Annotated in this window: 8 protein-coding genes; 4 read left to right on the top strand and 4 right to left on the bottom strand. The window is 43.9% G+C overall.

What is annotated here, in order from left to right:
• The 3 genes from AB4232_RS15315 to AB4232_RS15305 all read right to left on the bottom strand — a co-directional run.
• A partial coding sequence (locus AB4232_RS15315; protein WP_372087460.1) for a DUF2796 domain-containing protein occupies positions 1-404 on the bottom strand: 404 nt, incomplete at its 3' end.
• A gap of 41 nt (positions 405-445) precedes the next feature.
• Positions 446-736: a DUF2607 domain-containing protein gene (locus AB4232_RS15310; protein ID WP_012604884.1), complete on the bottom strand. Its 291-nt coding sequence runs from the start codon at positions 734-736 to the stop codon at positions 446-448.
• Positions 737-826: 90 nt separating this feature from the next.
• Positions 827-1,378, bottom strand: a complete 552-nt coding sequence (locus tag AB4232_RS15305) for a YtfJ family protein (protein ID WP_009847759.1) — start codon at positions 1,376-1,378, stop codon at positions 827-829.
• Positions 1,379-1,630: 252 nt separating this feature from the next.
• Here AB4232_RS15305 and AB4232_RS15300 point away from each other — a divergent pair, with 252 nt between their 5' ends.
• Positions 1,631-1,831, top strand: a complete 201-nt coding sequence (locus tag AB4232_RS15300; protein ID WP_004735283.1) for a DUF1107 family protein — start codon at positions 1,631-1,633, stop codon at positions 1,829-1,831.
• Positions 1,832-2,102: 271 nt separating this feature from the next.
• On the opposite strand, the gene msrA is transcribed toward AB4232_RS15300, so the two are convergent.
• Positions 2,103-2,732 (bottom strand): peptide-methionine (S)-S-oxide reductase MsrA, encoded by a 630-nt coding sequence (msrA, locus tag AB4232_RS15295; protein WP_017100023.1) that lies wholly within the window; start codon positions 2,730-2,732, stop codon positions 2,103-2,105.
• A gap of 212 nt (positions 2,733-2,944) precedes the next feature.
• On the opposite strand from msrA, the gene AB4232_RS15290 reads away from it, so the two are divergent.
• Genes AB4232_RS15290 through AB4232_RS15280 form a run of 3 tightly spaced genes read left to right on the top strand, consistent with a single transcriptional unit; the run spans position 2,945 to position 8,814 of the window.
• The gene (locus tag AB4232_RS15290) at positions 2,945-4,657 is read left to right on the top strand and encodes an autotransporter assembly complex family protein (protein ID WP_017100024.1); all 1,713 of its coding nucleotides are present in this window, start codon (positions 2,945-2,947) and stop codon (positions 4,655-4,657) included.
• Positions 4,654-8,412 carry a translocation/assembly module TamB domain-containing protein gene (locus tag AB4232_RS15285; RefSeq protein WP_372087459.1) on the top strand — a complete coding sequence of 1,253 codons (3,759 nt, stop codon included), beginning with the start codon at positions 4,654-4,656 and terminating at the stop codon, positions 8,410-8,412. The genes AB4232_RS15290 and AB4232_RS15285 overlap by 4 nt, the downstream gene beginning before the upstream one ends.
• A gap of 48 nt (positions 8,413-8,460) precedes the next feature.
• Positions 8,461-8,814 (top strand): gamma-glutamylcyclotransferase, encoded by a 354-nt coding sequence (locus AB4232_RS15280; protein WP_135384611.1) that lies wholly within the window; start codon positions 8,461-8,463, stop codon positions 8,812-8,814.
• Positions 8,815-8,836: the final 22 nt, after the last annotated feature.

Raw genomic sequence — 8,836 nt, 5'->3', positions numbered from 1 at the left:
TCATGGCCTTTGTGGTCATCATGGTCGTGTTCAGCGTGTTCAGCGTGTTCAGCGTGGTCATGGCCTTCATGGTCATCATGATCGCCTTCCAAGGTGTTCGTCACCGACTTGAACTTCAGAGTACAGCTTGCATTTTTGAAACCAAATAGCTCATCTGGCTTGTTTAATTGCGCAATCGCTTGTTCAAATACTTTCTTTTGCTCAGCAGTTTCTGGAGCATGTTCAAAGCCAACCACATCAGCGCCGGGAGCTGTTACTTCAACAAGCAGTTCTTGCCCATCTTGAGCGATGTTCACCTCAACTTTACCGTGCACGTGTGCTTCGTGAGAGCGGAATTCTTCGTTAGCTAGAACATTAGTAGAGACAGTCATACCGATAACAACGGCTAGAATAGTAGGTTTCATGTTTTTTTCCTGAATAAAGGTTAATTAAAAAGTAGTGGTAATTAAGAAATCTTTACAGGAGGTGAACGTGCTAAATAAGCGAAATACAGGCGCTGTAACGAAACGACTGACTCTGTGATTGCGACAGTAAATTCCGAATGGAACTCTGGGATCTGTGGAAGTGAATGCGCCGTTATGAACTGATTTATCGAAAACAGCTCACAGTGATGTGAAGAGTGATGATGTGGGTCGATATCCACAATATGTGTCGCTGCTAACACGCTCAACATGAGCATCAGCCCAAGCAAGAAGCCTGTTTTACGTTTCACATTATTAGGTGTGTTTTTCCACATCAGGATGATTAACCACAGAATTAAAAAAGGATACTGTTATAATATAACAATATCCTTTGGTCAGGTCTCGAAAAAGACGCGAATATCTTATTAAAGGCTCGCTTTAATCAACTCAATAACTTGAGTGACTTCTGAGTCGTTTAATGCTCCTTCTTTAACAAACAATATTTTACCTTGCTTGTCTTGAACGATAATCGCTGAGCTCTCTTCTTTTAAAGCCCATGATGACGCTACGGTTCCGTCTTCATCTAGCACCATAGAAGACCATGGAAATTCTTCTTTGCTACTTTCTGCTGACGATTTAACAAAAGACCCAGTTCCCCAAATCGCATCATCTTGGTTGATGATGGTAGTGGTTTGGTAGCTGTCTTCTGCGAATTTCGATGCTGTAATGGCTGCCATCAGTTGTGCGTTGAGCTCTTTCGAGCTGCTACGGCCAGCAATAGCTTGAACGACGCGAACTTTACCTAGAAGATCATTGGTTGCCCAAGCTTGATATCCAGTATTTCCGTCGTTTAGTACGATTTCACCATAGTTGCTAACATCGACAGCAGGCAGAGTTGCACCGACTGATAGATTATGAGCATTGGCGAAAAGTGGAGAGGCTGCGGCTAAAAAAGCCAGTAGAGTTTTGTTTTTCATTATATTTTTGTTCCGCTTATTGGTTTGCTCTGGAAGTATAATATGAAATTTGAAAAATGCCTCTTTAACTTTTTTATCGTACGGTGTAGATATAAGTTGCAGGCTTGTTACCAAAAGGTATAATGCATCAATATCGAGATGAACAATAGATTATCTTGCTGTTTGCTAAAGGAATTAGCGATTGAATGTGCTTTGAATACGTTGGTGTTCAGGTACGTGGCTGTAGTACTCAAATGGAATTGAGGTTGTATTATGTTAAGAAAATTTTCTACTTATCGTCCACATCAGGTGGCGCGTTTCGTTAAAGTCCTGTTCAAAGGCCAGTTTGCTATAGAGGGTATCGGAGAGTTTCGCTTCGACCAAGGCAAGGTGCTTCTTCCTGAAGTTTCAGACAAACAAAAGCTCACTATTTTTAAAGAAGTTAACGGCACGATTGCTGCGCTGCCGGTGTAACTGACTGTTATAGATTTGCATTGCGTCAAATAGATTTCCAATGAAAAAGGGCTTCCTAGCGGAAGCCCTTTTTTAATGGATGTTGTTCTAGTTTGTATGCCTAATACCAATCGTAGTAAATAACTGTTCATCCTAGCTGGTTAAAACACTCGATAACATCGTTAGAAATTTTGATTGTAGAATAACTACTTATCGAAAATTTCTGCCTTGTTCTCAAGCATTTTTCCTGCGCTATTTATGATCACTTACTTACTGTGATTGGTATAACACATTATTGCGGAGGGAAGCACACACCTGTTCCACCCAATCCACAATAACCATTCGGATTTTTAGCTAGGTATTGCTGGTGGTAGGTTTCTGCGAAAAAATATTTTCCAGCAGGCAGAACTTCCGTTGTGATTTCGTTGCCCAATGATTCAGTCATTGCTCGTTGGTATTCACGTTTAGAGTGCTCAGCGATAGTCTGTTGTTCTTCGCTGAAGGTGTATATCGCAGAACGGTATTGAGTCCCTAAATCGTTGCCTTGGCGCATCCCTTGAGTTGGGTCATGACGCTCCCAAAAGGTTTCAAGTACTTGAGCGAGAGATGTTTGTTCGCTATCAAAAATGACACGAACGACTTCGGTATGGCCAGTTTGTCCGCTACATACCTGCTCATAAGTGGGGTTAATCGTGTATCCACCAGCGTAGCCAACAGATGTTGAAATAACGCCGTTCAACTGCCAGAACAAACGCTCAGCTCCCCAGAAGCATCCCATACCAAGTAGGACTTCTTGTTGAGAACCCGTAGGAGCATTGAGCAAGTCAGTTTGATTGACGAAATGGCGCTCAGTGATTCGGATTGGGTCAGCATTTCCCGGTAATGCGGTTGCTGCGGAAACCAGTTGTTGTTTGTTTAGCATGTTATATTCCTTTTCGCATACGTTTACCGCGTTAGTTAACATTAGATCTAGGTTTATATTAACTGGAGGCTCATATTAACGGCCGGTTAATATTGATTAAGTCTTTACATTAGACCGTGTTATTGCCGGATTTATTGCAGACTCAATGTCGTTTTAGCGGTATGATTTCTTTTCACTTATTAACGTATTGATAACTTCTTCACCAATTAAACATGATAAGAAAAACTTTACCAGTTCTGATTGGCACTCTACTGTCATCGACGCTCGCTTTTGCTGACGTTTCCCTTGATATTAAAGGGTTGGATGGCGCGCTTGCAGATAATGTGGATGCTTATCTGAGTGCGATTCCTGAAGAAGAGTATTCGGTCTCATTAAGATTTCAATCTCGCTTGGAGTCGATGATCAACGAAGCGTTGAATGCATTAGGCTACTACCAACCTAATATCACATTTACTCATTCTGAAGATGATACCGAATTGACTGTTACGGTTGAGCCGGGAGAGCCGGTTGTTATTTATGCTTCAGATATTGTTCTGACTGGTGAAGCCAAAGATGATCCTGATTTTTTGGCCTTAATAGCTAAGAGCAAGTTGTCTAAAGGTTCGATTTTGAATCATGGTAATTATGACTCTTTAAAATCATCGATCCGCAATCTTGGATTAGCGAAAGGTTACTTCGATGGGGCGTATGATCTTAGCAAACTAGAAGTCGCTCCTGAATTAAACCGCGCTTATGTCCGCCTTCATTATAACAGTGGTATTCGTTATCACTTTGGCTCTACTCAGGTTACTGGTAGCCAAATAGAAGAAGAGAAGGTGCAGTCACTTAAACCATTTGAAGATGGCGAACCTTACTCGATAACCAAAGTTGGTGAATACAACCAAAACCTTTCCAATACGGATTGGTTCTCTTCAGTCTTTGTTGAGCCTGATTTAAGTCAATTGGGTGAAGGTCGAGAAATTCCGATGAAGGTAAGCCTTGCTCCGCAAGCGCGGAACCAAATTGAAACGGGTATCGGTGTATCAACAGACTTGGGTGTAAAAGGTACCCTTAAATGGAAGAAACCTTGGGTTAATGAGAAAGGTCATAGTTTTAATAGTAGTTTATCGATCTCCAAGCCTGAGCAGACTATTACGGCGGCTTATAAAATCCCATTGGATGACGTGCTTAATGACTACTATCAAATTAAGTATGGAATGAAGAATCTGGATAACCGTGATACCAAGAGTTTGGAGTCAAACTTAGCCTTAGAAAGGTACTGGCGTCTAGATAATGGTTGGCAACGCACGGTATTCATTCGATACCTAGTCGAAAACTATAAACAAGGTTTACAAGACGATTTGGCGCAGTTTGTGTTGCCAGGTGTCTCTTTCTCACGCACTCGAACCCGAGGCGGTTCAATGCCGATGTGGGGCGATAAACAAACCATCATGGTTGAAGCGGCTGATGATACCTTGTTATCTGAAACCCAAGTCGTACGTTTTCAAGGGCAAACCGCATGGATTCGAAGCATTGGTAATAACCACCGAGGTTTAACCCGCCTTCAATTCGGCGGAAACTTTGCGGACGAATTTGATAAGTTATCTCCTTCTTTAAGATTTTTTGCGGGTGGTGATAATAGCATCCGTGGTTATGGCTATGAGTCTATCTCTCCTCGAGATGAAAGTGGCGCACTAACGGGGGCGAAATTCATTGCAACCAGTTCGTTTGAATACCAATATCGCTTAGTTGGGAATTGGTGGGGAGCGGCTTTCTACGATATTGGTGATGCATTCAATGACACGCCAGAGTGGAAACATGGTACTGGTGTCGGGATTCGTTGGGCGTCCCCCGTCGGTCCTGTGAGTTTAGATTTTGCTTGGGGTCTAGATGCGAAAAAAGGTGATGAGTTCCAACTGCACTTTAGTTTAGGGCCAGAATTATGATCAAAGTGGTGGGTAAGTGTATCAAGTGGGCGTCGATTTCATTGACGTCGATTTTGCTATTGTTAATCGCCCTACTAGGTTTTGTTTTGTTCACCAATTCGGGGTTGAATACTGTGTTGTGGGGCGCCGAAAAAGCATTGCCACAACTGAAAGTGGAAAGTACTAAAGGCGCTCTTTTCCCAAGCTTTACGCTTAACAATGTTCAGTTTAAAGATGATAGCCTACATATCGATACCAAGGTTGAAAATTTGGCATTGGCTATCAATCCGCGCTGTCTGCTCGACCCTCAAGTGTGTGTTGACCGCTTAGCGATTCAAGGGCTGGATTTCGCACTTACTGAATTGCCACTAGCTTCTACAGAAGAGGCAGAACCTACTCCGCCCGTAACATCGGTAAAAACACCACTACCAATCGTCATTAATCGAATCGCTTTATCTGATATCAAACTGAATATCTTAGGTCATGAAATTGAATGGGGTTTGTTCTCTACTGCCCTGAGTATGCAGGGGGAAAAGCTGACAGTATCGCCAACTTTATTCAATGATCTTAAGGTTAAACTTGCAGAGTCTACTGAAGATCCACAATCAGAAATAGTCGAGCCAGATACTGCAACTAAGACAGCTATCGAGTTGCCTGAAGTTTGGATTCCTTTGCAGGTTGTACTTGAGCGTTTTGATCTCAACCGTTTCACTCTAGAACAAGAAGCGCCAATTGTTGTGAATCACCTCGGGTTAGAAGCTCGCGCGGGTAAACACACGGTTGACGTTTCCAGTCTCGAACTCGATATGCCACAAGCAAGCGCGAACCTAACGACGAAGGTTGAGCTCAAGGGCGGCTATCCGCTAGAGCTTTCTTTGGGTGCGTTGGTGAAAGAAACCGATCTTGCTGGTCAGAAACTGTCTCTGAAAGCACAAGGCAGCGTGGCTAAGTTAAGTCTAGAGTCTCAGTTCTCCGAATTGATTGAGGCAAAGTTGTCTGGGGATATTCAACCCTTAGAACCGACTCTGCCATTTGACCTTCTTTTAGAGGGAGGTAAAGCGCAATGGCCTTTGACAGGTAAAAGTGACTACCAAGCTGCAATTGAGAAATTCAAAGCCGATGGTTCATTAGATGGTTTTAATGTGCAGCTTAAAGCTGAAGCCGATGGTAAGGAGATACCTGCCTTAACAATAGATCTACAAGGTAAAGGCACCACGGAACAGATTGAACTTGAACGCTTGAAACTGAATACCTTGGGTGGCGAACTAAATGGTGTAGTTAAAGCTAACTGGAAGAAGCTCGTTAATTGGCAAGCCGATGTGACGCTCAAAGACATTCAACCTGGACTACAGTGGCCAGAAGCCGAGGGTAATATTAGCGGAAGCATCGTCACTTCGGGTGAACTGACACAAGCGGGTGGTTGGGCGATTGAACTGCCTAAGCTCGATATTGAGGGAATCCTACGAGAATACCCTCTGGATATCAAAGGGCAGTTGTCAGCGTCAGATCGCAGCGCGAGCGGTGAACCTAAACTGAAAACCAGTGGTTTGAGCTTGGCTCACGGTGTTAATTCGATTAAGGCTCAAGGGCAACTGGATAAGCAATGGGGTATGGGCGTTGCGATTAATTTCCCACAGTTATATAAGAGTGTTCCAGAGCTGACGGGTAAAGTGATGGGTAATATCCAGCTTAGTGGCCCAACGAAAGAGCCAAAGGTCGATTTCGCGCTTAATGTTGATAAGGTCGATTGGAATAACGAAGCAACACTAGAATCCTTATCACTTAATGGCTCGGTGGTTCCCCTGCCATTGCCTGAAGCTCAAGCCGATCTTGTATTAAAAGCTAAGAACTTGAGTTATCAAGAACAAAATGTGGAAAGCATTGATTTAACCGTGAATGGCGGTGAGAAGCAGCATACCGTAACACTTGATGTGATATCCGACATCGTGTCGACCAGTTTGGCTATCTCTGGAGAATTGATTCAGAAGCCTTCTCTTATTTGGGATGGGTCGTTAGACAGAGTCAGAATTACCACTCAGCAGGGGCCTTGGGTATTAGATCAACCTGTCGCAATTAAGGCGGATGTCGATAAGCAGTATGCCGACGTTCAAGCGCACTGTTGGAAGCAATCGGGTTCGAGTGTATGTCTGGATGAAGACGTGCGTGTCGGAAAGTCGGGCGAGGCCAAATTGGCGATCAACCAATTCGATTTCGAACAGATTAAAGCGCTCATGCCTAAAGAAACGCAATTACAGGGCTTAGTTAATGCGACGGCTCATGCCAAGTGGTCAGAGCAAGGTGAACCTGAGGTGACGGTAAGCGTCGATATGCCGAAAGGTCAGGCTGTTCAACAAGTTGGTGAGCCAATCACACTCGGTTGGGAAAGCGTTGCATTGAATGCCCAACTAAAAGACAACCAACTGAACGCTGACTTTAAGTTGGATGTGTCTGACAATGGTGACCTGTCTGGCACGGTGTCGTTACCAGACATTCTCGCAGAAGACAAAATGGTCGATGCGGCAATTAAGCTGACAACCTTCCATCTGGACTTCTTACAGCCAATCCTCGGCGAATACAGCCTGTTGAAGGCCGATCTTGAGAGTGACCTACAGGTAAAAGGCTCTTTGATGCATCCTCAAGTCTTTGGTCAATTCTCTGTTGATGGTATTCAAGTCAAAGGCGATGTCACACCAGTCGATATTAAAGATGGTCGTATTGACCTCGATTTTGACGGCTACAGCGCGAAGTTAGATGCCAATGTTGAAACACCCGATGGTCACCTTGATATCGAAGGCTCCGGGGATTGGCAGGATCTTAAAGCATGGCACTCTAATGTCAGAGTGTTTGCCGACGAGTTGATGGTTGATATCCCGCCTATGGTTAAGGTGAAGGTCGTGCCTGATATGACCATTGATGTCACACCGGAATTGGCGAAAATCACTGGTGATATCGCATTACCGTGGGGACGTATTGTTGTCGAAGACTTACCACCGTCAGCGATCGGCGTCTCTTCTGATCAAGTTATCTTGAATAAAGATCTTGAGCCAGAGAGCGAAGACACGATTCCATTCAATGTGATGACCAATATTAATATCTCCATTGGCGATGACTTTAAACTGTCTGCTTTTGGTCTTGAAGGTGATTTGGTCGGCAAGCTCAACGTGGCTCAAAAAGACCAAGGTCCTTTTATCACAGGTGAGGTAAATATCGTCGATGGTACTTACCAATCCTTTGGACAAGATCTCTTGATCAAAGAAGGTAAGATTTTAATGAATGGTCCTCCAGATCAGCCATATGTAGCGATCAATGCGATACGTAACCCTGATAATACTCAGGATGATGTGACAGCTGGTATTCGAGTGACAGGCCCGGCGACAGAGCCGACCATCGAAATTTATTCTGATCCTGTGATGCCGCAAGCCAATGCGTTGTCTTATATTTTGCGTGGTCAAGATATTGATGGTGAGTCGAATGGTTCAATGACAACGACCTTAATAGGCTTAAGCTTGGCGAAGAGCGGCAAGGTTGTCGGCGAAATTGGTGAGGCTTTTGGCGTACAGGACTTGCAACTGGATACTGCAGGCTCTGGAGATGATTCCCAGGTTACGGTCAGCGGCTACATTCTCCCTGGTTTACAGGTGAAGTATGGCGTAGGTATCTTTAACTCGTTAGGTGAGTTTACTGTTCGTTATCGATTGATGCAGGATCTCTATGTTGAAGCCGTATCGGGGCTAGACAGTGCCGTGGATCTCCTCTATCAATTTGAATTCGAGTAACACTTGAGTCGTGATTGATTAGCGGATGACGAATGCTGAGGAGGGGTTATGCAGCAACTTGTTTTTGTTTATGGAACCTTGAGGCAAGGTCAGTCCAACCACCACTATTTGCAGCAGTGTGAGTGCTTAGGAAGGTTTGACACCCCTGAGGAGTATGCTCTTTTTGATTTAGGTGCCTATCCGGCGATGATTTCTGGAAAGAAAAATGTCGTTGGCGAGGTCTATATCATTAACGACGAAGTTTTGGCTTCGCTCGATCGGCTAGAAGATGTTCCTGTTGAGTATCGTCGCGAACAAATAGAGACTATATTTGGATTAGCATGGGTATATTTGTATCAGCTTGATCTAACGGCTAATAAAGAAATACTTTCGGGTGACTGGTGTAAGCGGGACAATCCGTAAATAGTTATCTATCCGTAACATC

This window comes from Vibrio sp. 10N.286.46.A8, assembly GCF_041470165.1.
GTDB classification, from domain to species: domain Bacteria; phylum Pseudomonadota; class Gammaproteobacteria; order Enterobacterales; family Vibrionaceae; genus Vibrio; species Vibrio tasmaniensis_A.
The sequence above is the reverse complement of the archived record's forward strand: the minus strand, read 5'-3'. Positions and strand labels throughout refer to the sequence as shown.